18 protein-coding genes are annotated in these 26,598 nt (G+C 68.9%); 10 read left to right on the plus strand and 8 right to left on the minus strand.

The annotated features are described in order from the left end of the window. Position 1: 1 nt before the first annotated feature. Positions 2-811: a phytanoyl-CoA dioxygenase family protein gene (locus tag IEZ09_RS26655; protein WP_189256503.1), complete on the plus strand. Its 810-nt coding sequence runs from the start codon at positions 2-4 to the stop codon at positions 809-811. Next, complete coding sequence (locus IEZ09_RS26660) at positions 808-1,074, plus strand: hypothetical protein (protein WP_189256504.1); 267 nt, start codon at positions 808-810, stop codon at positions 1,072-1,074. The genes IEZ09_RS26655 and IEZ09_RS26660 overlap by 4 nt, the downstream gene beginning before the upstream one ends. Here IEZ09_RS26660 and IEZ09_RS26665 read toward each other — a convergent pair. The 6 genes from IEZ09_RS26665 to IEZ09_RS26690 form a co-directional block, all read right to left on the minus strand. Next, positions 1,071-3,023: a family 43 glycosylhydrolase gene (locus tag IEZ09_RS26665; protein ID WP_189256505.1), complete on the minus strand. Its 1,953-nt coding sequence runs from the start codon at positions 3,021-3,023 to the stop codon at positions 1,071-1,073. The genes IEZ09_RS26660 and IEZ09_RS26665 overlap by 4 nt on opposite strands. Continuing rightward, positions 3,020-4,657: a glycoside hydrolase family 27 protein gene (locus IEZ09_RS26670; protein ID WP_189256506.1), complete on the minus strand. Its 1,638-nt coding sequence runs from the start codon at positions 4,655-4,657 to the stop codon at positions 3,020-3,022. Before IEZ09_RS26670 ends, IEZ09_RS26665 begins: the two co-directional genes overlap by 4 nt. 74 nt (positions 4,658-4,731) lie before the next feature. Next, positions 4,732-6,189 (minus strand): glycoside hydrolase family 62 protein, encoded by a 1,458-nt coding sequence (locus IEZ09_RS26675; protein ID WP_189256507.1) that lies wholly within the window; start codon positions 6,187-6,189, stop codon positions 4,732-4,734. Between the two features lie 28 nt (positions 6,190-6,217). After that, a complete protein-coding gene (locus IEZ09_RS26680) occupies positions 6,218-7,222 on the minus strand; it encodes a cellulose binding domain-containing protein (protein ID WP_189256508.1) in 1,005 nt (334 codons plus the stop codon). 259 nt (positions 7,223-7,481) lie between these two features. Continuing rightward, entirely contained in the window at positions 7,482-8,537 is a 1,056-nt protein-coding gene (locus tag IEZ09_RS26685) for a LacI family DNA-binding transcriptional regulator (protein ID WP_189256509.1), read from the minus strand. Positions 8,538-8,649: 112 nt separating this feature from the next. Next, positions 8,650-9,411 carry a FadR/GntR family transcriptional regulator gene (locus IEZ09_RS26690; RefSeq protein WP_189256510.1) on the minus strand — a complete coding sequence of 254 codons (762 nt, stop codon included), beginning with the start codon at positions 9,409-9,411 and terminating at the stop codon, positions 8,650-8,652. A gap of 248 nt (positions 9,412-9,659) precedes the next feature. Here IEZ09_RS26690 and IEZ09_RS26695 point away from each other — a divergent pair, with 248 nt between their 5' ends. Beyond that, positions 9,660-12,014 (plus strand): ricin-type beta-trefoil lectin domain protein, encoded by a 2,355-nt coding sequence (locus tag IEZ09_RS26695; RefSeq protein ID WP_229812982.1) that lies wholly within the window; start codon positions 9,660-9,662, stop codon positions 12,012-12,014. A 66-nt stretch (positions 12,015-12,080) separates the two neighbouring features. On the opposite strand, the gene IEZ09_RS26700 is transcribed toward IEZ09_RS26695, so the two are convergent. After that, entirely contained in the window at positions 12,081-13,469 is a 1,389-nt protein-coding gene (locus tag IEZ09_RS26700) for a glycoside hydrolase family 6 protein (protein ID WP_189256511.1), read from the minus strand. A gap of 584 nt (positions 13,470-14,053) precedes the next feature. On the opposite strand from IEZ09_RS26700, the gene IEZ09_RS26705 reads away from it, so the two are divergent. The 7 genes from IEZ09_RS26705 to IEZ09_RS26735 all read left to right on the plus strand — a co-directional run bounded on the left by IEZ09_RS26705 (position 14,054) and on the right by IEZ09_RS26735 (position 25,420). Continuing rightward, positions 14,054-15,430: a glycoside hydrolase family 10 protein gene (locus tag IEZ09_RS26705; protein ID WP_189256512.1), complete on the plus strand. Its 1,377-nt coding sequence runs from the start codon at positions 14,054-14,056 to the stop codon at positions 15,428-15,430. An 87-nt stretch (positions 15,431-15,517) separates the two neighbouring features. Then, a complete protein-coding gene (locus tag IEZ09_RS26710; protein WP_189256513.1) occupies positions 15,518-16,888 on the plus strand; it encodes a glycoside hydrolase family 43 protein in 1,371 nt (456 codons plus the stop codon). Further along, positions 16,861-18,228 carry an extracellular catalytic domain type 1 short-chain-length polyhydroxyalkanoate depolymerase gene (locus IEZ09_RS26715; RefSeq protein WP_229812983.1) on the plus strand — a complete coding sequence of 456 codons (1,368 nt, stop codon included), beginning with the start codon at positions 16,861-16,863 and terminating at the stop codon, positions 18,226-18,228. Before IEZ09_RS26710 ends, IEZ09_RS26715 begins: the two co-directional genes overlap by 28 nt. A 25-nt stretch (positions 18,229-18,253) precedes the next feature. Next, a complete protein-coding gene (locus IEZ09_RS26720) occupies positions 18,254-21,100 on the plus strand; it encodes a glycosyl hydrolase family 95 catalytic domain-containing protein (RefSeq protein ID WP_189256514.1) in 2,847 nt (948 codons plus the stop codon). Positions 21,101-21,176: 76 nt separating this feature from the next. Next, a complete protein-coding gene (locus IEZ09_RS26725; protein WP_189256515.1) occupies positions 21,177-22,442 on the plus strand; it encodes a CE1 family esterase in 1,266 nt (421 codons plus the stop codon). A 63-nt stretch (positions 22,443-22,505) separates the two neighbouring features. Beyond that, positions 22,506-23,813: a ricin-type beta-trefoil lectin domain protein gene (locus IEZ09_RS26730; protein WP_189256516.1), complete on the plus strand. Its 1,308-nt coding sequence runs from the start codon at positions 22,506-22,508 to the stop codon at positions 23,811-23,813. A gap of 278 nt (positions 23,814-24,091) precedes the next feature. Further along, entirely contained in the window at positions 24,092-25,420 is a 1,329-nt protein-coding gene (locus IEZ09_RS26735) for a ricin-type beta-trefoil lectin domain protein (protein ID WP_229812984.1), read from the plus strand. Between the two features lie 54 nt (positions 25,421-25,474). Here IEZ09_RS26735 and IEZ09_RS26740 read toward each other — a convergent pair whose 3' ends face one another. Then, a complete protein-coding gene (locus IEZ09_RS26740; protein ID WP_189256517.1) occupies positions 25,475-26,488 on the minus strand; it encodes a LacI family DNA-binding transcriptional regulator in 1,014 nt (337 codons plus the stop codon). Positions 26,489-26,598: the final 110 nt, after the last annotated feature.

Genomic DNA, 26,598 nt, shown 5'->3' on the forward strand with positions numbered 1-26,598 from the left:
CATGCGAACCACCATCACATCCGTGCAGCTGGCGCGTTTCGTCTCGCACGGCTACCTGCGGATGGACGCCGTCGTACCGGACGAGATGAACCAGGAGGCGCTGGACCTGCTCCCGAAAGGACTGCCGGACGTGCCGTACGGCACGCCGGTCGCCAACGCCTACCCGGAAGGCTCCTTCCCCCGGCGCCTGGTCGAGCTGCCCGCCGTCGCCGGCGCCCTGCGGGCCCTCGTCGGCCCCGACCCTCACGTGGATCATCACGCGGTGCACGTGCGCGAACCCCACGAGGGCCACGCCCAGCCGTTGCACGGGGACGCGATCATCGACGTGCGGCCGGACGCGTTCGACGTCCAGCTGATGTACTACCCGCAGCGGGTGAGTCCGGACATGGGCGGCACGCTCGTCGTGCCGGGCAGCCACCTGCGCCGCACCAACGAGAGCGACACCGGCCGCTACCAGAACCTGCGCGGCCAGACCAGGCTGGTCTGCCCGGCGGGCACGGTTCTGCTGCTGCACCACGGTATCTGGCACGGCGGACGCCGCAACGACAGCGACCTGCCCCGGTACATGTTCAAGATCCGCTTCAACCCGACGACCCCGCAGGTGCGCCTGTGGGACACCGCCGACATGGCCGACCCCGCGGTCGCCGCCGAGCTGAGCCGGTACTTCCCGTGGTACGAGCAGGCCACCGCCCGGCTGGAGATCTACAACCGCGTGCTGCTCTGGCGGGCCCTGACGGGCGACCCGTCGTTCGACGTCGAGCACTGGGTCACGCGCGTCACCAACCGTCCCGCAGACAGGAGCCACGCGTGACTCTCCGCCAGCAGGTCCTGGTCCTCTACCTCTCCACGTCCGCCCTCGACTCCCACGTGGTGGGCTGGTCCCGCTACGACGGCACGGGAAACTCCCAGCCCACCACCGGCGACTCCGACGAGCCTCCCTACCCGGACGGGGTCGCCGCGCTGCGAGACGGCTGGCGCCTCATCCAGGCCTCGCAGCTGCTCCCGCCCCAGGTGGGAGCCGAGTACGGCACGTCTTTCCTCAAGCACGAGTTCTTCTTCGAGAAGCTCGCCTAGGGAGTCGAGAGCTCGAACCTCGACACCGTGACCGCGCCACCGAGCGCCTGCGTGGCGTGGTTGAAGATGCCGAACCGGTAGCCCATGAAGAACTGCCATTCGTTCTTGAGCGTGAACCCGGTGCCGAGCGGCGTGAAGGTCACCCCGTCCGTGCTGTAGGAGAACCGGGCCTGCCGCCCGCTGCCGGGACGGATGTCGGCGTTGGCGCGCAACCAGATCCGGCTGCCGGTGAAGTTCGCGCTCGCGACCTCCGTGCCGGTGCCGGTGGTGTTCCAGTTGCCGTCCATGGTCAGGCCGTTGACCATCACGACGCGGTTGCGGCCGTTGTCACGCTTGATCCCGATCCACGCCGAGGAGTCCCGCAGCATCGCGAGGCCGCTGCGGTCGCCGTCGCGCATCGACGTCACGTCGAGCGCGACGGTGGCCGTGGAGCTCGGGCCCTGGATGCGGTGGGTGAGCGTGTTGCGGGCGTTGTACAGGTCGTTGGTGACGGTCGCCGTGGACAGCCGCAAACCGTTGTTGACGCTGTACTTCGTGGTGTCCGGGTTGTGGTTCCACTCCCACTGCGGCCCGAGTTTCGTGCCCTCGAAGGTGTCCACGCCGGTCATCGGTTTGACCTGACGTGGTGGCGGCGGCAGGTTCGGCATCGGGTAGCTCGCGCCCCAGCCGCCGTTGACGGTGGTGATGCGCGGCCAGCCGTCGGAGGTCCAGGTGATCGGCGCGAGCACCGGCATGCGGCCGCCGGGATAGGCGTCGATGAACGCCATATAGTACCAGTCGCCGTTCTGCGTCTGCACGAGACCGCCCTGGTGCGGCACTCCCGCGCCCTGGACCGGTGACGGCATGTTCAGCAGCACCTGCTGCACGGTGTAGGGGCCGAACGGGCTGGACGACTTGAGCACGTACTGGCCGTTCGCGGGCCTGGTCAGCCAGATGTAGTAGCTGCCGTTGCGCTTGTAGAAACGCGCGCCCTCCAGGGTGCCGATGTTCGACGGGGTCTGGAACACCTGCTGCGAGCGCACCTCGGACTTCCCGTCCGGCGAGAGCTGCGCGACGCTGATCTGGGTGTTGCCGTAGGCGACGTACATCGTGTCGTTGTCGTCGACCAGCATTCCCGCGTCGTAATAGCACTTGTTGATGGTCGACAGCTTGGACCACTGCCCGTCCACCGCCGTGGCGCTGTAGATGTGGGTCTGGGCGAAGTCGACGCAGCCGCCCCAGTAGTACGTCTTGTTGCTCTTGCGGTAGTTCAGGAACGACGCCCAGATACCCCGGACGTATCCCCTGCCGCCGTTGAGGTCGTACTTGGCGCCGAAGTCCAGCCGTGGCACGGAATGCCCGGCGTACTCCCAGTTCACCAGGTCGTAGGAGCGCAGGACCGGTGCGCCGGGCGAGTAGTGCATGGTCGACGCCGAGTAGTAGTACGTGTCGTCCACGCGGATGATGTCGCCGTCCGCGAAGTCCTGCCACATCACCGGGTTCGTGAACGACGCGGGCTTCGGGGTGCTGGTCGTGGTCGTCGTCGTGGTGGTGGTAGTGGGGGTGCCGGTGTCGTTGCACGTCGTGCCGTTGAGGCGGAACGACACCGGGTCGGGGTTCGCCGAGGTGTACGTGGCGTTGAACCCGAACTCGACCTTGCCACCGGAGGGCACCGAGCCGTTGTAGGCGGCGTTGCGGGCACTGACCTCGTTGCCGCTCTGGGTGATCACGGCGTTCCAGTGCTGGCCGACCTGCTGGCCGGAGGCGTACGTCCACTCGAGCGTCCAGCCGGTGATCGCGTCACCGGTGTTCGTGATGGACACGGACGCGCCGAAACCGCCCTGCCACTCCGAGGTCTTGGTGTAGGTGACCGAACAGCCGGGAGCGGCCTGGGCACCCGTGCTCGCCGCGAGTCCTCCCGCGACGAGGGTGAGGGCGGACAGCGCCGCCGCGATCGGTGCGCGCCTCATGACCGCGCCCACTTCTGGTTGCTCTGGCCGTTGCAGGTCCACAGCACGATCCGCGAGCCGTTGGCGGTGCCCGACCGTTCCACGTCCAGGCACAGTCCGGCGTTGGCGTTGCGGATCGACCCGTCGGAGCCGACGGTCCAGCGCTGGTTCGCCTGGCCGTTGCACTGCCAGCTGATGACCCGCGTGCCGTTGGCGGTGCCCTGGTTGTAGGCGTCGAGGCACTTGTCGCCGAAGACGCGGATCTCGCCGTTCGGCCACGTGGTCCACTGCTGGCTCGCCGCGGTGTGGCAGTCCCAGATCACCGTGTTGGCACCGGAGGCGGTGGAGGAGTTCTCGAGGTCGAGGCACCGGTTGGACGCCGCGCCGCGCAGCCGTGCGGTGGTGGCCGCGATCGGGCTGCCGCCACTCACCCGGTAGGCGGCGACGCCGTGGGCGGGAACGGAAGCGGAGATCGCGCCCGAGGTGGTGGAGGTGCCACCGGTCCACAGGTCGGTCAGCGTGAAGCTCGTGCCGGACAAACCGATCTGGGCCGCCGTGGTGGAGACTGTGGTGGTGCCGCTGCCCCGGTTGAACAGGCCGACGGCGACCGAGCCGTCCGCGAGCGGCTTGGCGAACACCTCGGTGGCGCCGTCATCGCGCACGCGACGTCCGCCGGCGCCGAGGCTGTCCTGGTTCACCGCGATCAGGCGCGGGTTGCGCAGGACCGCGCTGATGTCGGCCGACATCGTGCGGATGTCGTTGCCCGCCATGAGCGGCGCGGCCATCAACGACCACAGCGCGAAGTGCGAACGGGCCTCGGTGAGGGAGAGTCCCGGTCGTCCGACGACGAGCATGTCCGGGTCGTTCCAGTGGCCGGGGCCGGACTGGACGGCGAGCGGGGCGGTGACGTCGACGACGTTGCCCACGCCCATCGGATAGCTGTTGACGTTGTTGTTCTGCCAGATGTCCAGCAGATCCTCTGTCGTGCGCCACAGGTCGGCGACCTCGCCCCAGTTGTACTTGTCGCCGGTGATGGGGTGGAAGCTGTTGGGGTTGATGCTGTAGACGATCGGGCGGCCGGTGGCGCGCAGGGCGTCGCGCATGATCGTGAACCGGGCGACCTGCTCGTCCCTGGTGCCCGCACCGGAACACCAGTCGTACTTCAGGTAGTCGACGCCCCACGACGCGAACGTGCGCGCGTCCTGCACCTCGTGGCCCTTGCTGCCGGTCGCGCCGGGGAAGGCGCCGGTGCCCTGCGCGCACGTCTTCTCGTTCGGCACCTGGTAGATGCCGAACTTCAGGCCGCGCGCGTGGATGTAGTCGCCCAGCGCCTTCATGCCGCTCGGGAACTTCGTCGGGTGCGAGCGCAGGTTGCCGGCGGAGTCGCGCTGCGGGTCGAACCAGCAGTCGTCGACGACGACGTACTGGTAGCCCGCGTCCCGCATGCCGGAGGACACCATCGCGTCGGCGGCCTGGCGCACCTGGGCCTCGGTGATGCCGCACCCGAAGCTGTTCCAGCTGTTCCAGCCCATCGGCGGGGTCAGCGCGGGACTGCCGGGAGCGGCGGTCGCCGAGGTGGGGCCCGCGGTGACGGTCGCGATCACTGCCAGCGCGGCGGCGGCGAGGTGCGGAAGTTTTCTTGGCCGGGAGAACATCGCCGGTTCCTTTCTGGCAGGGTGACGCCGCCGGGGATCCGGGTTCCCGGCGGCGCCTGTCCTGTGGGGGTCGGTCAGCAGGTCGAGTTCGTCTGGGTCAGCAGGCCCAGCCGCCAGGGCAACTTGTTGTAGTCACCACCGGAGTTGGGGTTCATGCCTTGGTAGAGGAAGCGGAGCCCGCAGGGGTTGATCTCCATCGTCTGGTCGACGCCGGAGCGGATCATCTCGCCGTGGCTGAAGTCGCGCGTCCACGATCCACTCGGGAACGTCACGTTGTTCGAGCGGGCGAACGGGTTCGACTCCTCGGCAGCCAGCGGGGTCCACGGTCCGGTGATCGCCGGAGCGGTCCAGGTGCGGAACCAGCGCCTGCCGTCCGACCCGATCGCCTCGTGCACCAGCAGCCACTGGTTCTTCCCCGCGACCTTGTAGACGTTGGAGGCCTCGAACAACCGGTTGCGGTTCGAGTCCTGCATCGCGATCACGGTGTTGGTGAACCCGTTGGGGAACTGACCCATGGTCGTCTCGGACCGGTAGAGGTGACCGTTGTCGTCGGACGAGAACAGGTAGCACTTGGCGTTGTCGCACACCAGCCAGAAGTCGACCCAGTATCCGTTGCCGATGTTGTCGCGGATGATCTGCGGCATTCCGTTGGCGTAGAAGTTCTTCGGCGCCGACCAGGACGACGGGTTCGAGATGTCCGTCGTCGTCGAGTACGACGCGTTCGATCCCGTTTGGTACACGAGGTACCACAGGCGTTGTGGCGCGAAGTAGAACACGTGCGGCGCGGCCTTGTAACCGCTGCCGACCGCCGTGCGGTCAAGGTAGTAGTGCGGCGCCGACGCGGCCTGCGACCAGTCGGTGAAGCTCGTGTACATGATGTTGTAGCCGGTCGTGTACACCGACGCGAACACGTGGTACTTGCCGTTGTAGTACACGACGCTCGGGTCCTTGACCGAGTACACGTTGGGGTGCGCGGAGTCCGGCTTCGGGCTGATCAGCACGCCGCTGGAGGACCACCGGAAGCTCGACGGCAGGTTGCCGGCGGGAGGGTTGCCCGTGGTCGTCGTGGTCGTGGTGGTCGTCGTGGTGGGGCCGACGTCGCCGGTGCACAGGGTGCCGTTCAGCGTGAACGCCGTGGGGTTCGGGTTGTCCGTTCCCGTGCTGGAGCCGTTGAACCCGAACTCGACCTTGCCGCCGGTGGGAATGGTCGCGTTGTAGGAGACGTTCCGCACGGTCACATCGGCGCCGGACTGCGTCGCCTCGGCGTTCCACGCCTGCTTCACCTGCTGACCGGCACCGAAGCTCCAGGTCAGCGTCCAGCCGTTGATCGCGTCACCGAGGTTGGTGATGCTGACACTGGCGGTGAACCCACCGTCCCATTGCGACGGTGCGGAGTACGTCACCGAACACCCCGGTGCCGCCGCGGCGGGAGGCAGCGTCGCCGCGGTCATGGCGGACACCGCGACGAGCGGCACGGCGGCCACGGCCGTGAGCCGGGCTCTCCGGGAGTTGAACAGTCGTGCGAAGAACATGATCACCCTTCGTCGTCGGAGGGATCGGTCACGAGCTGGAGCACGTGGCGGCGCCGATGGACGCCGCACCGGGGCCGGAGGCGATGAAGCCGAAGGTGGCGGAGCCGTTGGGGGCGATCGTGCCGTTGTAGTCGGCGTTGGTGACCGTGACCGAACCGCTGGCGACGCCGCCCCAGATCTGTGTGACGGTGTGGCCACCGGGGAGGGTGAACCGGACGGTCCAGCCGGAGATCGCCGCCGCGGTGGGGTTGGCGACGGTGACCTCCGCCTGGAAGCCGCCGTTCCACGTGCTCGCCACCCGCGGTGTCGCCGTGCAGGTGTCGCCTGGCTGCTGCGGGTCGCCGATGCTGCCGGGCACCGACGACAACGCGGCGTACCAGACCGCGGCCATCTTGCTGTAGCCGGCGGCGTTCGGGTGAATGCCGTCGGGAAGGTCGGAGATCGGCACCGCCGGGTACATGTCCACGACGTGCACCCGCTTGCCCGCTGCGGCCTTGGCCCGCAGGAGCGGCACGATCGCGGAGTTGTAGTTGCGCACGGTGGCGTCGGCGAACCGGATCGGGATGATGGTCGAGACGAACACCTCGGCGGACGGCGCCTGGCTGGTGATCTTGTCCACCAGCGCGGAGAGCCGCCTGGGCGCGCCCGCCGGATCGCTGCCGTACATGTCGTTGGTGCCGATGTGCAGCAGGATCGTGCGCGGAGTGTAGGTGCGCAGCCAGTTCACGACGTTCGCGTCGATCTGCGCGATGGTCCAGCCGGGGTGGCCCTCGTGGTTGCGGTCGGGCATGGAGGACGGGCCGTCCGACAACGAGCCGACGAAGTCCACGTTGCGCCCGGCGGCCCGCAGCTTCGTCCCGAGGTCGAGGCGATAGCCACCGATCGAGCCGCCCTGGGTGATCGAGTCGCCCAGCGGCATCACCCGCACGGGATCAGCATTGACGTCCACAGTGGACTCATCGGCTCCTGCGGACGGCGCCGTCAGGAGCACGGCGATCAGCGCCGCGCACACGGCCTTCAGCGGGCTCGACATGGTGAGCCTTCCCGGGAGACCTGGGGTTGCAGGGCCAGGTCCTCCCTGCGTCTTCGTTGACGGGAGGTCAGCGACAGGGTCGACGTCCAGCAATGTAATGACGCCGTCACACACGGTCAAAGCTAAAATGTGAGCGCTAACTTTAGCGGGTTGGCGATCGACGATGTCGAATTTTCATTCGACAGATGGGCGAGGGTCTTTTGGGCACGACACGTTGCCACAGCCCGCAGAGCTTGCGCTGTTAGCGTGAACATCGAGTTCACCCGCGCGGCGCCGCCACCGAACCACCTTCACGCACCGGCATCGGCACCCGGTGCACCACCGGGCCCCGCGCACCACGACCACGCCGCAACACCATCTCCACCAGCACCTTGACCGCCCACGCCCCCAGCTCGTAGTGCGGCAGGGCGACGGTCGTCAGCCGCGGCCGCATGCACGAGGCGATGGGGTGGTCCTCGAAACCGATCACCGACACGTCTTCCGGCACCGAGAGGCCCGCCTCGGCGAGCGCCTGGTACGCCCCGAACGCCAGCCGGTCGTTCAGGCACACCAACGCCTTCGGTCGCTGGGTGCGCAGCAGCTCGGCCGTGGCGGCGAAGCCGTGCTCCGGCGTCCACTTCGGACACCACCGTGCGCTGGCCACCTCGGCTCCCGCCGCGGAGAAGACCTCGCGCAGGCCGGCGAGCCGTTCCTCGGCCGCGGTGCTGTGCGGCGGGGTGTCGCACCTCCCGGGTCCCGCGCCGATCAGGTGGATGCCGCGGTCGTGGCCGGCCTCGACCAGGACGCGCGCGGCCGAGCGGCCGGCCTGCACCTCGTCGGGCAGCACCGAGGGCGCGGCCGTGCGGGAGGCGGGCGTGGCGTTGAGCAGCACGGCAGGGCCGTCGTACAGGCCGTCCGGCACGGCGACCGTCCTGGTGTGCATGGACGCGAGCACCACGCCGTCCGCGCGCCGGTCGCCCATCGCGTCGACCAGCGTCCGTTCGACCACCGGGTCTCCGCCGGACTCCCCGACGAACAGCATGAACCCGTGCCGGTACGCGGCGTCCACGGCACCTTTCACCATGTCGCCCGCCCAGCCCGATGACGCCACCGTGTCGGACACGAACCCGATCGTCTGCGACCGTCCGGCGCGCGGGCCCGCCGTCAGGGTGTTGCGCCGATAACCCAGCTCCTGCGCGGTCGACCGGACCCGCCGCTCGGCGTCCGCCGAGATTCGGAGCTCCCGTGCCCGTCCCGTCAGGACCAGCGACGCCGTCGTGACCGAGACTCCGCTCGCCGCCGCGACGTCGGCCAGTGTCACTCGCGTCCGTCCCACCGCCGATCCGCCTCCTGTTGCCGTGCGGTTCCGGCCGCTTGGTCCGGCCGGACTTCCACGAGATGCCTGCGAGGCCGGACGTTCCTGGGCGGAAGGACCGTCCGGCGCGCGCTCACCGCTTCAGACGACCAGGATCACCGGCCTCACCACGGCGCACGAGCCAGGCGTCGGTGATGTGGGTGAACATGGCGTCCGCCGCGCCAGCCGCGTCCTTCGCGGCGATGCGTTCGAGGATGCGCCGATGGCCCGCGTTGGAGGCCTTGCACAGATCGCGGCTGCTCTTGCCGAGGTAACCGGCCGTGGTGATGGCCTGCGCCTCCAGCGAACGCACGACACCGCGGGCGATGCGGTTGCCCGACGCCTGCATGATCGTGTCGTGGAAGAGCCGGTCGTGCTCCTCGTAGGCGGGGACGTCGCCGACCAGCTCGTCCATCCGGTCCACGAGCGCGCGCAACCGGTCGACCGTGTCCCGGTCGGCGGTGCGCGCCGCCACCTGCGCCATGTCGGACTCCAGCAGCCGCCGCGTCACGACCAGGTCGTCGAGGATCGAGAGGCTCTCGTCCTCGGCGATCGTGGCGGCGAGCACCAGCTCGTCGAGCATGTTCCACCGCACCTGCGGGTTGACCATCGTGCCGGAGCCCTGGCGCACCTGGACCAAACCCTTCTCCTGCAGGACTTTCACCGCCTCGCGGATCACCGTCCTGCTCACCGAGAAGGTCTGGCAGAGCACCGGCTCCGGGGGCAGCGTGTCGCCGGCGGGATAGGTGCCGCGGACGATGCGCTGCACCAGCTCGGCGGTCACCGCCGACGCGAGGCTCGCCGGCCTCCGCGTCCACCCCGGGCTCGGTTCCTGCTGCCGACCTGTCGCTGTCATCTTCGACTCCGTTGCGCCGCGGCCTGCTGGTCCGGGCTCACACTATAGGTAACATTGACGTCACACGTCATACGAGTTAGTTTCGCAGTGGTCCGCACTGCCGGGTGCGAGCGCGATCGCCGTCGGTTGATCCCCGCCACCCCTCCGCTGTGAGTCCACAAAGGACACGAGCTGCCCCCTCCGCCGCCACGGGAAGCCGATTTCAGCACCCCTCAGGAGGTCCCTTGTCCACGTCCTCGTTCCCTGCTGTGCGACGGCGAATCGCACTCGCCGCCGCCACGGTGGTGGTCACCGCCGCGATCGCCACGGCTCCCCCGGCGTCCGCCGCCACCACGACCCTGTACGCCTCCCCCACCGGCACCGGCACCTCCTGCACCGCCACCGAACCGTGTTCGCTGGCGGGCGCACAGGCCGCTGTGCGGTCCCGCACCGGATCGATGTCCGGAGACATCGTCGTCGAGCTCGCCGGCGGGGTGTACCGGCTCTCGCAGCCGCTGCGGTTCACCGCGGAGGACTCCGGCAAGAACGGCTATCGCGTGCTGTGGCAGGCCGCGGCGGGCGCTCGCCCGGTCATCAGCGGCGCCAAGGCCGTCACCGGGTGGACGGTCGCCGACTCCGGCAAGAACATATGGCGCGCCGGCGTCGGCACCGGCCTCGACAGCCGCCAGCTCTACGTCGACGGCGTGATCGCCACCCGCGCGCGAACGCAGGTGAACCGGTCCGACTTCACCTTCACCGAGTCGGGCCTGCGGTTCTCGAACAGCGCGCTGAGCTACCTGAACAACCTCGCGAACCAGAACCGCGTCGAGGTGGAGAGCGTCAACTCGTTCACCGACAGGTACTCGCCGGTGCAGAGCATCAGCGGGAACTTCATCACGATGCAGCAACCCGCGTGGAACAACAACACGTTCGGCTACGACGCACTCAACAACCCGTTCCGCGCGGGGCCGCTCTACCTGGCGAACGCGTACGAGTTCCTCGACGCGCCAGGCGAGTGGTACCTCAACCCCGGCACCGGCGTGCTCTACTACATCCCGCGTGCCGGGCAGAACATGAGCAACGTCAGCGTCGAACTGCCGACGTTGCAGTCGCTCGTCGGCGTCGGCGGCACCTACGACGCGCCCGCGCGCAACATGACGTTCAGCGGCATCACCTTCACCGGCACGTCGTGGCTCGGCCCGAGCAGCAACCAGGGCTTCGCCGACCAGCAGACCGGCGCCTACATCGCCGGCAACTGGAACTGGCCGGCCGACCGGCTGAACTCGTGCAGGAGCGGCTGCCCGTTGTTCGAGGCGGTCAGGCCGCACTGGTTCCAGATGCCCGCCGCCGTGCAGATCTCCGCGGCGTCCGGCATCACCTTCACCGACTCCCGCTTCGTCAACCTCGGGCAGATGGCGATCGGCATCGGCAACGACGCCAACGCGCACGCCAGCGGCGTCGGCCTGGGCGCGTCCGACATCACGATCACCAAGTCGGAGATCGCCCAGAACTCGGCGGGCGGCATCGTGGCCGGCGGTGTGCGCGCCGACGCCCACCACCCGAGCGACCAGCGGATGGTCAACCGGAACATCACGATCAGCTACAACCGCATCCACGACCTCGGCATCGAGTACCGGGGCAACGTGTCGGTGCTCAGCACCTACGTCAGCACCGCCACGGTGGCGCACAACGAGGTCTACAACATGCCGTACTCGGGGATGTCCCTCGGTTACGGCTGGGGCTCCAACGACGCGGGCGGCAGCAACCACTACGCCGGCCGCGGCCTGTACAACTACCAGCCCCGGTACTCGACGCCCACCACGGCGTCGAGCAACAAGCTCCTCAACAACTACGTCCACGACGTGATGCAGCAGATGACCGACGGCGGCTGCATCTACACGCTGGGCTGGAACCCGAACGCGGAGATCAGCGGCAACTACTGCCTGCGCACCAACGGGTGGTTCGGCCTCTACTTCGACGAGGGCTCCAAGTACTACCGCGCGACCGGCAACGTCTTCTCCGCCACCGGCACGTGGGCCACCGCGAACTACGGCGGTGGCGAGAACATGGGCAACTGGACGGTCACCAACAACTGGTCGACCAACGGCAGCACCAACATCACCAACGGAGACCGGGGCAACGTCGTCAGCGGCAACGTCGTGGTCTCCAACGGCAACTGGCCGGCAGGAGCCCAGGCCGTGATGGCGAACGCCGGACCGGGCGGCAGCAGTGGCGGTGGCAGGGAGAACGTCACCGTCGTCGGCACCCAGTCCGGCCGCTGCCTCGACGTGGCCAACACGAACAACAACACCCAGGCGAGGCTCTGGGACTGCACCGGTTCGGCGAACCAGCGCTGGAACCACACCGCTGCCAAGCAGCTCACGGTCGGCGGCAAGTGCCTCGACGCCTCCGGGCAGGGCACCAGCAACGGCACGGCGGCGATCCTCTGGGACTGCCACGGCGGCCTGAACCAGCAGTGGAACGTGGGCGCCGACGGCAGCATCACCGGAGCGCAGTCCGGGCTGTGTCTCGACGCCAGCGGCAACGGGACCGCGAACGGCACGCTGGTCCAGCTCTGGACGTGCCACGGCGGGACGAACCAGCAGTGGAGCCTGCGCGGCTGACCGTCCACACACGACGGTTCCCCGTCCCGGCCGGGACGGGGAACCGTTTTCTCGTCGCGAAAGCCGTCAGGAGCAGGCGGTGCCGTTGAGCGACGCCGACGAGAACGGCGGCGCCGACCCGCTGTAGTTCGCGTTGTACCCGATGCTTACCTGGCCACCGGTCGGGATCGAACCGTTGTAGGACGCGTTGACGACGCTGACCACGTCACCGGTGTCGGTCCACGTCCCGTTCCAGCCCTGCGTGACGGTGACGCCCGGGGCCGAGAACTTGAAGGTCCAGCCGTTGACCGCCGCCCCGCGGTTCTCGATCACGATCTCCGCGCTGTAGCCGCCCTGCCACTGGCTGGTCACGCGATGAGTCGCCCGGCAGCCACTTCCGGGGTTGCCGCCCGAGGTCGTGGTCGTGGTGGTGGTCGTGGTGGTCGGCCCTGCCGCCATCGCCAGTTCGTAGGCCCGTTGCGGGACGAACTGACCGGCCGGCGCGATGCAGCCGTCGGCCTCGCCGGGCAGCTTGACCCACAGGAACGCGTCGATCCTCGAGTCACCGGTGTTCACCGTGCTCGGGGTGCCGATCGCGCGTCCTGGCGGGTCGCACCACTCGGTGCCCTGCGGGCCGTTGCCGTTGCGGCTGGTGTCCACCACGGCCTTGAGGCGGCTGTCCCCAACGGCGTTGAGCACGTTCTTGGCGTAGTTCACCTCGTCGGAGGTCCAGCGGTAGTTCGACACGTTCGTCGAAATGCCGTCGGCGCTGTTCGACACGTCCGCGCCGCGCAACCTGTTCGCGGCCTCCGACGGGTTCAGCCACGCGGAGTTCCCGATGTCGAAGTACACCTTGGCCCGCGAGGAACCGGACTTCAGCTTCTTGCCCGCGTAGGCCATGGACGCCTTGGTCTGGTTCTGCTGGTCCGCGGTCTGGCAGTTGCTCATGATCGGCAGGACGTCCGGTTCGAGCACGATCGTCGCGGCACGCCCGGCGAGTCCGGCCGCCACCTCGTCCACCCACGCCCGGTACGCCGCGTGGGACGGCGCCCCGCCACCGCTCGCGCCACCGCAGTCGCGGTTGGGGATGTTGTAGACCACCAGGATCGGGATCTTCCCGGCCGAGGCGGCCGCGCCGACGAACGAACTGACCTCCGAGCGGACCGACGAGGTGTTGGTGGTCGTGTACCACCGCGCCTGCGGCACCGAGGCGATGCGGTCGCGGATGACCGGAGCCCGCGAGTCACCGGGGTTGGCGGCCACCCATCTGGCGCTCGAGCTCGCCGGGTCGACGTAGAACGCCGACTCGGCGGCACTGACCGAGGTTCCTCCGCTGAGGGTCAGGGCGACGGTGCCGGCGACGAGCACGCCCACGGCCGCGCAGGCGCCCAGCGCGGGCTTCCACCGTGTCGTGCTGCCGCTCGTCGAAACGCCCGGTGAGTGGTGCGGCCGGGACGAGGGATCGCTTGCGCTCATTCATGTCCTCGCAGCGTCGTTGCTGGTGCGGTAAGGGGTGTGAGAGCGCTCTCATGAATGGCGGCAAGCATCCGCCTGTGAGAGCGGGTTCGACTCGGGGTCAACGTAGCCAGGGCTCCACAGGCCGTCAAATGCTAAAAATGTTAGCGCTAACTTTAGCAATATCCATCCGAGTTGGGCTCCAGGACAGGTGGTCCAGGCCATTTTTCGTGCAGATTGGGAGCGCTCCCTTCTTTTCGTACTCCATTCGGCTCAATCTGCCCGCAAAAATGGCAACGCCTTCTTGTGAGCGCGAACACGGAGCTGCCACACTCCTGCACGGCGTGCCCCACGCGGCCCCTCTACAACGCTCACCCGCACGTGAGTGAAGGGAGACGGCAGTGAACAGTTCTGGTTGGTACCGAAGACGTTCCGGCCACGAGGCCAGCACGCCACCGCGCCGCGGGTGACGGCGCTCAGCACCTTCGCGATTCCGCGCACACCGAGACTCCCGGCACCGCCGCACCGGATCTCACCCCGTGCGCGGGGATCGTCCTCCCTGCCCATCACGCCCGCATTCCGGGCGAGTTTTCGAAAGTTGGAAGATGAAACTGACATCGAGGTCAGTGTCACTTGTCCCGATCGTGTCGACTGTCGCGGCGGCGGCACTCGGCGCAACCCTGATCATGGCCGGCAGCGCGAACGCCGCGACCACTCTCGGAGCGGCGGCGCAGCAGAGCGGCCGCTACTTCGGCACGGCGGTGGCCGCGGGCCGGATGGGTGACTCGACCTACATCGGGATCCTGAACCGCGAGTTCGACATGGTCACGGCCGAGAACGAGATGAAGATCGACGCGACCGAGCCGAGCCAGGGCCGGTTCACCTACGGCAACGCGGACCGGATCGTGAACCACGCGCGCAGCCAGGGCAAGCGGGTGCGTGGCCACACGCTGGCGTGGCACTCGCAGCAGCCCGGCTGGATGCAGAGCATGTCCGGCAGCGCGTTGCGCAACGCGATGCTCAACCACATCACACAGGTCGCGACGTACTACCGCGGCAAGATCTACGCCTGGGACGTGGTGAACGAGGCCTTCGCCGACGGCAGCAGCGGCGCACGGCGCGACTCGAACCTCCAGCGCACCGGCAACGACTGGATCGAGGCCGCGTTCCGCGCCGCCCGCGCCGCCGATCCCGGCGCGAAGCTCTGCTACAACGACTACAACACCGACGACTGGTCGCACGCCAAGACCCAGGCCGTGTACCGGATGGTGCAGGACTTCAAGGCCCGCGGCGTCCCGATCGACTGCGTCGGCTTCCAGTCGCACTTCAACCCGCAGAGCCCGGTGCCGTCGAACTACCAGACGACCCTGCAGAACTTCGCCAACCTCGGCGTCGACGTGCAGATCACCGAGCTGGACATCGAGGGTTCCGGCTCCGCCCAGGCAGCCAACTACGAGCGCGTGACGCGTGCCTGCCTCGCCGTGACCCGGTGCGCCGGCATCACCGTGTGGGGCATCCGCGACAGCGACTCGTGGCGTGCTTCCGGCACTCCGCTGCTGTTCGACAGCAGCGGAAACAAGAAGGCCGCCTACACGTCGGTGCTGAACGCCCTGAACGCGGCCGGCCCCGGTCCCACGACGACAACGACGACGACCACGACCACCACGACCACGACGTCCAACAACCCCGGTCCCGGTGACTGCACCGCCACGGTGTCGTTGAACCAGTGGGCAGAGGGCTTCGTCGCCACGGTCAAGGTCACCGCCGGATCCTCAGCCCTGAACGGCTGGCGGGTCACGACGACTCTGTCGAACGGCACGGTCACGAACTCGTGGAGCGCCAACCGCAGCGGCAACAGCGGAACCGTCAACTGGACCAATGTGGACTACAACGCCTCCGTGCCCGCTGGAGGGTCCACCGAGTTCGGCTTCCAGGGCACCGGCAGCGGATCGGGGCTCAACCCGACCTGCGCCGCGAGCTGACCTTCCGCAGCACACCACCCTCCAGGGACCCGCGGACCGGGCCGAACCCCGGTCCGCGGAGCCTCCCTGCCCTCGCAGGAGACGATGATGCCCACGAAACGAAGGCTCTGGACGACCATCGCCGCGGTGGCGGGCCTCGTCCTGACGGTGATCGCCCCGGCGAGGGCGGACAACCCGATCGTGCAACACATCTACACCGCGGACCCGGCGCCGCTGGTCCACAACGGACGGGTCTACCTCTACACAGGACACGACGAGGACAACTCCACCTGGTTCACCATGAAGGAGTGGCGGGTCTGGTCGTCCGCCGACATGGTCAACTGGACCGACCACGGCTCGCCGATGAGCCTCGCCACCTTCAGCTGGGCCAAGCAGGACGCGTGGGCAGGGCAGGCGATCGAGCGCAACGGCAAGTTCTACTGGTACGTCCCCGTCGTCACGAAGGCCACCGGACGCCCGGCCATCGGTGTCGGCGTCGCCGACAGCCCGACCGGCCCGTTCCGCGACGCCCTCGGCCGACCCCTGGTGGAGAACGGTGAGATCGACCCCACGGTCATGATCGACGACACCGGTCAGGCCTACCTGTACTGGGGCAACCCGAACCTCTCGTACGTCCGCCTCAACACCGACATGATCTCCTACTCCGGCGGCATCAACCGGATTCCGCTCACCACCGCGGGGTTCGGCACCCGCACCGGCGACCCCAACCGGCCCACGCTGTACGAGGAAGGGCCCTGGGTCTACAAGCGCAACGGCCTGTACTACAACGTCTTCGCCGCCAAGTGCTGCTCGGAGTTCATCGCCTACTCCACGGCTCCCGGCCCCACCGGCCCGTGGACCTACCGCGGCACCGTGATGCCCACGCAGGGCAGCAGCTTCACCAACCACGCCGGCATCATCGACTTCAAGGGCAGCTCGTACTTCTTCTACCACAACGGCGCGCTGCCCGGCGGTGGCGGCTTCACCCGGTCCGTCGCGGTCGAGAAGTTCAGCTACCACGCCGACGGCACGATTCCGCAGATCAACATGACCACGGCGGGCCCACCTGCCGCCGACACGCTCAACCCCTACGTGCGCCAGGAAGCCGAGACGATCGCGTGGGGCAGCGGCATCGAGACCGAGCCCTCCAGCGAAGGCGGGATGAACGTCGGCTACATCAACAACGGCGACTACATCAAGCTGAAGAACGTCGCTTTCGGTTCCGGCGCAACGACCTTCACCGCACGTGTGGCGTCCACCGTCGCGGGCAGCTCGGTCGAGGTGCGCTCGGAGGGTCCGAACGGCCCGCTCGCCGGTCGCTGCACCGTGCCCAACACCGGCGGCTGGCAGTCCTGGACCACGGTCTCGTGCCCGGTCAGCGGGCTGACCGGCACGCGTGACCTCTACCTGCGATTCGCCGGTGGCAGCAACTACCTGCTCAACTTCAACTGGTGGCAGTTCACGGGGGCCGCGTCATGACCGTCCACCGCCATCGGGACAGCCTCGGCATTGTCGCGCTCGTCGCCGCGGTGCTGCTGCTGGTCGCCGCCGTCGCGCTTTCGCTGGTACCGCAACAGGCTCTCGCCGCGTCGCTGGTGCGCGTCACGAACTTCGGCACCAATCCCACCAACCTGAACATGTACGTCTACGCTCCCGACCGGCTCGCGGCACGCCCGGCGATGCTCGTGATGGTGCACTACTGCAGCGGATCCGCGAGTGCCGTCCACAACGGCAACGGACGTGACTACGTCACCGCCGCCGACCGGTTCGGGTACCTGATCGTCTACCCGGAGGCCACGAGGGACGGCCACTGCTTCGACGTGTCCACGCCGAACGCCCTGCGGCGCAACGGAGGCAGCGACTCCACCGGGATCATGTCGATGGTGTCGTACGCGCGGCAGCGCTACAACGTGGACCCCGAACGCATCGTCGTCGCCGGCTTCTCGTCCGGCGCGATGATGACCAACGTGCTGGCCGCGCAGTACCCGGACGTCTTCAGCGCGGGCTCGGCGTTCTCCGGAGTTCCCGCGGGCTGCTTCGCGACGACGAACGGCTCGCTGTGGAACAGCCAGTGCTCGAGCGGCAACCTGCAGAAGACCCCGCAGCAGTGGGGTGACCAGGCCAGGGCCATGTATCCGGGCTACACAGGCCGGTACCCGCGGATGCAGCTGTGGCACGGCACGACCGACACCACGCTGGCGTACCCGAACTTCGGCGAGGAGCTCGACCAGTGGACCAACCTCCACGGGGTGAGCAGGACGCCGCTGTCCACCGACCAGCCGCAGCCGAGCTGGACGCGCACCCGGTACGGCACAACGGGTACGACGGCGACGATCGAGGGCATCAGCATCCAGGGCACCGGGCACAGCCTGCCGATGGCGGGGATGCTCGCCTACTCCATCGCCTTCCTCGGCCTGGACAAGCCGCCCACCACCACCACCACGACCACGACCACGACGACAACGACAACGACAACGACGACCACCACTCCGGTTCCCACCAACGGATGCAAGGTCGCGGCTTCGGTCAGCGCCTGGAACACCGGCCTGACCGAGACGATCACCATCACCAACACGTCCACCGCCGCCGTGAACGGCTGGCAGCTGCGGTTCACGCTGCCCGGCGGGCAGACCATCACCGGCGGCTGGAGCGCGAGCTACTCCCCCGCCACCGGCGAGGTGACCGCGCGCAACGCCGACTACAACGCCCAGATCCCGCCGAACGGTTCGGTGTCGATCGGTTTCCAGGCAACGCACACCGGTGACAGCGCGGCCGCCACCGGTTTCACGCTCAACGGCGAGCGGTGCGACGTGGCCTGACCGTCACAACCATTGGAGGAACAGCATGTCCCACCTGAACCGGCGGCAGCTCATGAAGCTCGGCGCGGGAGCTGTGCTGACGCAGGCAGGGTGGACAGCGACGGTCGCCGCGGCACCCCCGCAGGTACGGGCGGCCGGCGACCTCTCGCTGTGGTACGACCGCCCGGCCGGATCCGACTGGCTGCGCGCCCTGCCGATCGGCAACGGCAGGCTCGGCGCGATGGTGTTCGGCAACACCGACACCGAACGCCTGCAGCTCAACGAGGACACGGTCTGGGCGGGCGGCCCGCACGACTACAGCAACCCGCGGGGTGCCGGAGCGCTCGCCCAGATCCGGCAGCTGGTGTTCTCGAACCAGTGGACGCAGGCGCAGTCGCTGATCGACCAGACGATGCTCGGCAACCCCGCAGGGCAGCTCGCGTACCAGCCCGTCGGCGACCTCCGGCTGGCGCTGCCGTCCGCGACCGCGTCCGGGTACCAGCGCTCGCTCGATCTCACGACGGCGACGACGGTCGTGACGTACACGGCGAACAACGTGCGGCACAAGCGCGAGGTGTTCGCCAGCGCGCCGGACCAGGTGATCGTCGTGCGGCTGACTGCGGAGACACCGGGCTCGATCACGTTCTCCGCCTCGTTCACCTCACCCCAGCGCACCACGGCGTCCAGCCCGGACGCGACGACGATCGCGCTGGACGGGATCTCCGGTACCCAGCGCGGTATCGCGGGCACCGTCCGGTTCCTCGCCCTGGCCAGGGCAGTGGCCGAGGGCGGCACGGTCACCAGCTCGGGCGGGACGTTGCGGGTGAGCAACGCGAGCGCGGTGACCGTGCTGATCTCCATCGGCACCAGTTACGTCGACTTCCGCACGGTCAACGGCGACTACCAGGGCATCGCGCGCAGCCGCCTGAACGCCGCGCAGGGCCTCTCCTTCGACACGCTGCGGGCCCGCCACGTCGCCGACTACCAGGCGCTGTTCGGCCGCGTGAAGCTCGACCTCGGGCGCACCGCGGCGGCCGACCAGCCGACCGACGTCCGCATCACCCGGCACGCGAGCACGCCGGACCCGCAGTTCTCCGCGCTGCTGTTCCAGTACGGCAGATACCTGCTGATCTCGTCGTCGCGGCCCGGCACGCAACCGGCGAACCTGCAGGGCATCTGGAACGACCAGATGGCCCCGTCGTGGGACTCGAAGTACACGCTGAACGCCAACCTGCCGATGAACTACTGGCACGCGGACACCACCAACATCGGCGAGTGCTTCCAGCCGGTGTTCCGCATGATCAACGACCTGACCGTCACCGGCGCGCGCACCGCCCAGGTGCAGTACAACGCCCGCGGCTGGGTCACCCACCACAACACCGACGCCTGGCGCGGTTCCTCGGTCGTCGACTTCGCGGCGGCGGGCATGTGGCAGACGGGCGGGGCGTGGCTCTCCACCATGATCTGGGACCACTACCGGTTCACCGGCGACGTCGACTTCCTGCGCACGTACTACCCGGCGCTCAAGGGCTGCGCGCAGTTCTTCCTCGACACGCTCGTCACCGAGCCGAGTCTCGGGTACCTCGTCACCAACCCGTCCAACTCGCCGGAGCTCAACCACCACTCGAACGCCAGCGTCTGCGCGGGCCCGACGATGGACATGCAGATCCTGCGGGACCTGTTCGACGGGTGCGCGAGCGCGTCCGAGGTGCTGGGTGTCGACGCGGACTTCCGCACGCAGGTGCGCGCGGCGAGACAGCGGCTGGCCCCCATGAAGGTCGGCTCGCGCGGCAACGTGATGGAGTGGCTGTACGACTGGGTCGAGACCGAGCCCAACCACCGGCACGTCTCGCACCTCTACGGCCTGCACCCGAGCAACCAGATCACCAAGCGCGGGACTCCGCAGCTGCACACCGCGGCCCGCAGGACGCTGGAGCTGCGCGGTGACGCGGGCACCGGGTGGTCGCTCGCCTGGAAGATCAACTACTGGGCGCGGCTGGAAGAGGGTGCCAGGGCGCACGACCTGATCCGGTCGCTGGTCACCACGGACCGGCTCGCGCCCAACATGTTCGACCTGCACCCGCCGTTCCAGATCGACGGCAACTTCGGCGCGACCTCGGGTATCGCGGAAATGCTGCTGCACAGCCACAACGGCGAGCTGCACGTGCTGCCCGCCCTGCCACCGGCGTGGCCGGCGGGCAGCTTCAGCGGCCTGCGCGGACGCGGCGGCTACACGGTCGGCGCGACGTGGGATGCCGACGGTGCCATCACCCTGTCCATCACGCCGGACCGCGACGGCACCGTCCGCGTCCGCAACCGGATCTTCGCCGGCACCTTCGAGCTGCGCGACACGACGACCGGCACCGCGATCCAGCCGGTGAAACCGGAAGCGGACGTGGTCGAGTTCTCCGTCCAAACCGGACACAGCTACCGCGCGACCGGGCAGGGCACGGGGTCCGGTCCGGTGGTGCGGCCCGGCGTGAACTACCGGCTCGTCGCCCGCCACAGCGGGAAGGCGATCGAGATCGCGGGTGCCTCCACCGCGGCGGGCGCGCTGCTGCAGCAGTGGTCCCAGACCGGCGGGCTCAACCAGCAGTTCGACTTCGTGGACTCCGGTGGCGGCTACTACCGGGTCAGGGCCCGGCACAGCGGTCTGGTGCTCCAGGTGTCGAGCTCGAGCACCGGCGCCGACATCAGGCAGCAGGCCGACACGAACGCGACCAGCCAGCAGTGGCGGGTGGTCGACCAGGGCGGCGGGGTGATCAGCCTGATCAACCGGCAGAGCAACCTCGCGATGGACGTCTGGAGCGTGTCGACCGCCGACGGTGCCCGCGTCTCCCAGTGGAACCCGACCGGCGCGGACAACCAGCGATTCCAGGTCCAAGCAGTGTGACGAGAACCGAAGGGGACAACGATGTTCCACAAGCGCAAGGGACCGTGCCATGTTCCGGCATAGGACCGTCATGGCCATGGCCGCCGCCAGCGCCGTGGTCTTCCTCGGTGCCGCGGGCATCGCGCTCGGCGGCACGACTCCCGGCGACCACGCCGGAATCACCGCGGGAACCGCGGGATGCGGCAAGGCGCCGACGCTGACGAGCGGTCAGCACACGATCAACACGGGCGGCCAGAACCGCTCGTACATCCTGCGGGTGCCGTCCAACTACGACAACAACAGGCAGTACCGCCTGTTCGTCGGGCTGCACTGGCTGGGCGGGACGGCCAACGACGTCGACTCCGGCGGCTCGGACGGCTACAACTGGTCGTACTACGGGCTGCGCAAGCTCGCCGACGCGGAGAACAACGGCACGATCTTCGTCGCGCCCCAGGGCAACAACAACGGCTGGGCCAACCCGAACAACCAGGACCTCACGTTCATCGACGACCTGGTCAAGCTGATCGACAACGGGCTGTGCGTCGACACGACGCGGCGCTTCGCCGGTGGCTTCAGCTACGGCGGCGGCATGTCGTACGCGATCGCCTGCGCCCGTGCCAACGTCTTCCGCGCGGTCGTCGTCTACTCCGGCGGCGTGCTCAGCGGCTGCACCGGCGGCAACGATCCCATCGCCTACATGGGCATCCACGGCATCAGCGACAACGTGCTCAACATCTCGCAGGGCCGCAGCATGCGCGACAGGTTCGTGCGCAACAACGGGTGCACGCCGCAGAACGCCCCGGAGCCCGCCCCAGGCAGCCGCACGCACATCGTCACCAACTACAGCGGCTGCCGACCTGGCTTCCCGGTGGTGTGGGCCGCGTTCGACGGTGGCCACACGCCAGGCCCCATCGACTCCGGTGGTGACGGCTGGCGCACCTGGACGTCCGGCGAGGCGTGGAAGTTCATCACCCAGTTCGCGGGTGGCGGTGGCCCCACGACCACCACTACGACCACCACCACCACGTCCAACCCGCCCGGCGGAGACTGCCAGGTCAAGGACGCGATCAACGCGTGGAACACCGGGCTGACCTCGAACATCACCATCACGAACACCGGCTCGGCGCCGATCAGCGGGTGGTCGCTCACCTTCACGCTGCCCGGCGGGCAGACCATCACCTCCGGCTGGAGCGCCACCTACTCGCCGGCCTCCGGCCAGGTGACCGCCAGGAACGTCAACTACAACGGCGACATCGCGCCGAACGCGTCGATCACCATCGGCTTCCAGGCCAACCACACCGGCAACACGTCCGCACCGGACTCGTTCGCCCTCAACGGAAAGACCTGCTCTATCTCCTCCTGATCCCACCATCGCCGGACCGCCGCCCGGAGGAACCCCTCACCACCACAGAGAGCGCGAACATCCATGGGACACCGAAACACTCTCCGCAAGGCGGGGTGGCTGGTCGCTGCCGCCGCTTTGATCCTCTCCGGCGCGAGCGTCGCCAACGCACAGGCACCCGCCACGTCAGCCGGTGAGGTCAGCGCCACCGCGACTCCGGGCTGCGGCAAGGCCCCCACGCTGCGCAACGGCAACCAGACCATCTCCAGCAGCGGCAGGAACCGCTCGTTCATCCTGAGCATCCCGGACAACTACGACAACAACCGGCAGTACCGGCTGGTCTTCGGCTTCCACTGGTGGGGCGGCACCGCCGACCAGGTGGCGGGCGGCGGCAGCGACGGCGACGTCTACGCCCACTACGGACTGCGGCGGCTCGCGAACAACTCGACCATCTTCGTCGCGCCGCAGGGCATCGACAACGGCTGGGCCAACTCCGGTGGTCAGGACGTCACCTTCGTCGACGACATGATCCGCCGGATCGAGAACGACCTGTGCGTCGACACCACGCAGCGGTTCTCCCTCGGCTTCAGCTACGGCGGCGCGATGAGCATCTCGCTGGCGTGCTCCCGTCCGACCGTCTTCCGCGCCATCGCCGCCATCGCTTCACCCGGCGAGATCAGCGGCTGTGCGGGCGGCACCGCCCCGGTGGCCTACATGGGCATCCACGGCATCAACGACAACATCGGCTCGGGCCGCGGCCAGCGCGACCGGTGGGTCCGCAACAACGGCTGCACCCCGCAGAACGCGCCAGAGCCGCGAGCCGGCAGCGCCACGCACATCACCACCACCTACTCCGGCTGCAAGACCGGCTACCCGGTGGTCTGGGCACCCTTCGACGGCGGACACCAGCAGGGCCCCGTGGACGGCTGCGCGGGCTGTGAGAGCGGCGCCCGCAGCTGGGTGAAGAACGAGGTGTGGAAGTTCTTCACCGGTGACACGACTCCCCCGAACCCCGGCCCGACCCCCTTCCGGTTGCGCGGCGAGGCGTCCAGCCGGTGCCTCGACGTCAACGGCGCGGGCACGGCCAACGGCACGCAGATGATCGTCTGGGACTGCCACACCAACGCCAACCAGCAGTTCACCCAGAACGGTCAGGCCCTGCAGGTCACCGGCAAGTGCCTGGACGTGCCGAACAACGCGGGTTCCGGCACCAGGGTGCAGATCTGGGACTGCCACGGCGGCGCCAACCAGAACTGGAGCCTCGGCACCAACGGCACCATCACCAGCGTCCAAACAGGACTGTGCCTCACCGCGGGCGGCACGAACAACGGAGCCGCGGTGACCGTGGCGACCTGCCAGGGCGGCACGAACCAGCGCTGGGCCAAGGCGTAGTGCCGTGACCGCCAACCTTCACCGCGTCTTCCGGCGCTCAGCAGGGCACCTCGCGACACCGGCCCCCGCCCCCCATATGCCCGATATGAAGGGCGGGGGCCGGCGCCGCGATGCACCCGTCTGCCCGTCGAAAGACGGGGCAAAGGCTGGCGGTCACGGCACTGCCACCAAGGCGGGGTGACGGCGGCACCGGGCGCGGGGCCGCCGTCACCCGCCGATTTCCCACCAGTGAGAAACGGAAGGGACAATGATGTTCCAGCAGCACAAGGGGCCCTGCCATGTCCCGGCATAGGTTCGTGATCGCCATGGCCGCCGCCAGCGCTGTGGTCTTCCTGGGCGCGGCGGGCATCGCGCTCGGTGGCACGACGCCGGACGGCAAGGTCACCATCGCCGCGGGCACCGCGGGATGCGGCAAGGCACCTGCCCTGAACAGCGGGCAGCACACCATCAACAGCGGAGGCCAGAACCGCAGCTACATCCTGCGGCTGCCACCGAGTTACGACAGCAACCGGCAGTACCGGCTGTTCGTCGGCCTGCACTGGCGCGGCGGCACCGCGAACGACGTCGACTCCGGCGGCACCGACGGCTACAACTGGTCCTACTACGGCCTGCGGCGGCTGTCCGACCAGGCGAACAACGGCACGATCTTCGTCGCCCCGCAGGGCAACGGCAACGGCTGGGCCAACCCCGGCGGCCAGGACCTTACCTTCATCGACGACCTGGTCCGGTTGCTCGACAACAGTCTCTGCATCGACACGGGCCAGCGCTACGCCGGTGGCTTCAGCTACGGCGGCGGCATGTCCTACGCGATCGCCTGCGCCCGCGCCAAGGTCTTCCGCGCGGTCGTGGTCTACTCGGGTGCGGAGCTCAGCGGCTGCAGCGGCGGCAACGACCCCATCGCCTACATGGGCATCCACGGCGTCAGCGACAACGTGCTCGGCATCGGCCTGGGCCGCGGCCTTCGCGATCGGTTCGTCCGCAACAACGGCTGCACGGCCCAGAACGCACCGGAACCACCCGCGGGCAGCCGAACCCACATCATCACCAACTACAGCGGCTGCCGCGCGGGCTATCCCGTGGTCTGGGCGGCGTTCGACGGCGGCCACACCCCTGGTCCGATCGACTCCGGCGGCGACGGCTGGCGCACCTGGACCTCCGGTGAGGCGTGGAAGTTCATCACCCAGTTCGGCGACGGTGGCCCCGGCCCGACGACGACCACCACGCCGCCGCCCGACCCGACCACGTTCCGGCTGCGCGGCGAGGCGTCCGGCCGCTGCCTCGACGTGACCGGCGCGGGTACGGCCAACGGCACCCAGCTGATCATCTGGGACTGCCACACCAACGCCAACCAGCAGTTCACCCAGAACGGCCAGACCCTGCGAGTGTCCGGCAAGTGCCTGGACGCGCCGAACAACGCGGGTTCCGGCACCAGGGTGCAGATCTGGGACTGCCACGGCGGCGCCAACCAGAGCTGGAACCTCACCAACGGCACCATCACCAGCGTCCAAACAGGACTGTGCCTCACCGCCGGTGGCACCGGCAACAACTCGGTCGTCACCGTGGCGACCTGCCAGGGCGGCACCAACCAGCGCTGGGCCAAGGCCTAGCCGCGTTGTGGATGAACGGAACCTTCGTCCACCCTGGGTGGACGAAGGTTCCGTTCATCCACCTGGGGTGGACCCTTGGCGGTCCGGTGTGCTTGCGCGCCGGGACAACGAGGGCGGCAACAACACCAGCGGTGGTGGCCGCCTGCCGTCCAGCTCCGCCACGAGCAGCTCCACCGCGTGCCTGCCGAGCTCCTCCGCGGGCAGCCGCACCGACGTGAGCGGCGGCGACATCCGTTCGGCCACCTCGTCGGCGCAGATGGCGACCACGGCGATGTCTTCGGGCACCTCGCGTCCCACCGCACGCAGGCACGCGGTGATGCCGCCGAGCGCCGCCTCGTTGTGCACGACCAGCGCGGTCGTCGACGGGGTGGCACGCACCAGCGTCTCGATCGCCCTGAGCACCGCGCCGCGGTCGTCCTCGACGGACACCGCCGTCGCCGCGACACCCCGGCGCATCGCCGCCGCGTTGAACCCCGCCATCGCCCGGTGAGCGAATCCGGTGCTGCGGCGGTACACGGAGCTCGGCGCGCCCAGGAAGCCGATCGAGCGGTGGCCGAGGTCAGCCAGGTGGTCGACGCACTGCGCACCCGCGGCCTCGAAGTCGAGATCCACGCAGGTGAGGCCCGTCGTCGCCGACGGGCGTCCGATGAGGACGGACGGGGCGGGCAGCTGCCGCAACCGGCCGTCGTCCATGTCCGCGTCCATCACCAGAAACCCGTCGACGTGGGCGCTGCTCGCCACACGCCGCAGTGCGGGCATCCCGTCCTCCGCGGTCATCAGCAGCAGATCCACGCCGTACCTGCGCGCGGTCGTGGCGGCACCGGTGACGAACCGCGTCACCGGCGGCAGGTACGTGCCCGTGCGCAGCGGCAGCACGACGCCGATCACGTTGGCCCTGGTTCCGTCGGCCGTCCTGGCGGCGACGGGAGGCTCGTAGCCCAGTGAGCTGATGCTCGCCCGGACCTTGGACTTCGTGCCGGCCGAGATCGGCCGCTTGCCCGTGAGCACGTAGGAAACGGTGCTCGGGGCGACTCCCGCGTGCTGCGCCACGTCCGCGATGGTGACCACGGGGTCTCCTTGTCCACAGGAACGCCGAGCGCCGCCGTCGCGGATGCGGGCCGCGACGGCGGCGGGCGGCTCCCGCGCGAGCGGAATTCGCGCGGGAGCCGATTCAGGGC

The sequence above is a fragment of the Lentzea flava genome, assembly GCF_014648475.1.
Taxonomy (GTDB): domain Bacteria; phylum Actinomycetota; class Actinomycetes; order Mycobacteriales; family Pseudonocardiaceae; genus Lentzea; species Lentzea flava.